General features: G+C 41.6%; 2 protein-coding genes. Both read left to right on the top strand.

Going from position 1 to position 1,261, the window contains the following annotated elements:
• Positions 1 to 68 precede the first annotated feature (68 nt).
• Positions 69 to 377, top strand: coding sequence for a transposase (locus AZ602_RS09895; RefSeq protein ID WP_103034747.1), 309 nt, complete (start codon positions 69 to 71; stop codon positions 375 to 377).
• Positions 338 to 1,243 (top strand): IS3 family transposase, encoded by a 906-nt coding sequence (locus AZ602_RS09890; RefSeq protein WP_146025243.1) that lies wholly within the window; start codon positions 338 to 340, stop codon positions 1,241 to 1,243. The genes AZ602_RS09895 and AZ602_RS09890 overlap by 40 nt, the downstream gene beginning before the upstream one ends.
• The last annotated feature ends 18 nt before the right edge of the window (positions 1,244 to 1,261 follow it).

The raw sequence follows: 1,261 nt of genomic DNA, 5'->3' as shown, positions 1-1,261 counted from the left end.
TGTACCGGTACAATATTCCCAGACACCCCATAAGAGGTTATACTACCCCAAACTAGGAGCAATCTCTCATGACAAAACAGCGTAAGCAGTACAGCAGCGAATTTAAACTAGAAATGGTCAAACTCATTGAAGAACAAAATCAGCGTGTTGTTGATGTTGCTAAGCAATATGATATCGGTAAATCGACTTTAGAAAACTGGCTTAAGCGTTATCGTCTTGAACTTCAAGGCAAGCCATTAGCCACAGGTCATGCCCTAACACCAGAACAACGAGAGCTTGAGCGTCTTCGTAAAGAAAATGCCCAGCTAAGACTTGAGCGAGATATTTTAAAAAAGGCATCCGCTCTATTAGCTCAAGACAGCTTACTATCCCGCTAATAGAGCAATTGATGGGGCAATACAGCATCAGTAAAGCAAAGCTGTGTCAGTTATTTGGTATTTGCCGAAGTACTTATTATGTCAAGCAAAAACCAAAACTACCAACACGCAAAGAGATTGAGCTACGCTTATGGGTAAAACAAGCCTTTGATTGCTCTAAAGGATCAGCAGGATCTAGAAGTATTGCTGCTATGGTTAGCCGTGCGCATCAGATTAAACTGACACGCTATAAAGCACGTCAATTGATGAGAGCACAAGGACTCATCAGTCGTCAAAGCATCAAGCATCGCTATCGTATGGCTGATCAAGCCCATACAGTGCATGACAACTTGCTTAAACGGCAGTTTGCACCAGCTGCACCCAATCAAGTATGGGTATCGGATGTGACGTATATTCACACCAAAGCAGGATTTTGTTATTTGGCAGTGGTGATGGATTTATATGCCAGACACATCATTGGCTTTGCCATGAGTGATCGCCCAAACAGTGAGTTGACCACCAAAGCATTGGCTATGGCTTATACCATACGCTTTCAACCAACCGGTGTGTTATTTCATTCAGATCAAGGATCTCATTACACCAGTCGCACCTTTGCTGATACTATTGCTAGATGTAAGATGACACACAGTATGAGCAGAAAAGGCAACTGTTGGGATAATGCACCAACAGAAAGATTCTTTCGAAGTTTTAAATATGAGTGGATGCCAAAACATGGTTATGAGAATATTCATGAAGCAAAAGTAGATGTGGCAAGTTATATTCTTGGCTATTACAGTCAACTCAGACCCCACAGCTTTAATAACTACCTAAGCCCTGTTGAAAAAGAACGACAGTTTTTTAACAAAACCCTCTTAGGGGTTGTTTGAAAATAGTTGACCGGTACA

This window comes from Moraxella sp. RCAD0137, from assembly GCF_002894025.1.
GTDB lineage: Bacteria > Pseudomonadota > Gammaproteobacteria > Pseudomonadales > Moraxellaceae > Moraxella > Moraxella porci.
The sequence above is the reverse complement of the archived record's forward strand: the minus strand, read 5'-3'. Positions and strand labels throughout refer to the sequence as shown.

What these genes read in the sequence shown, in the direction of transcription:
- AZ602_RS09895 (WP_103034747.1), top strand. Translation starts at nt 69, where the DNA reads ATGACAAAACAGCGTAAGCAGTACAGCAGCGAATTTAAACTAGAAATG.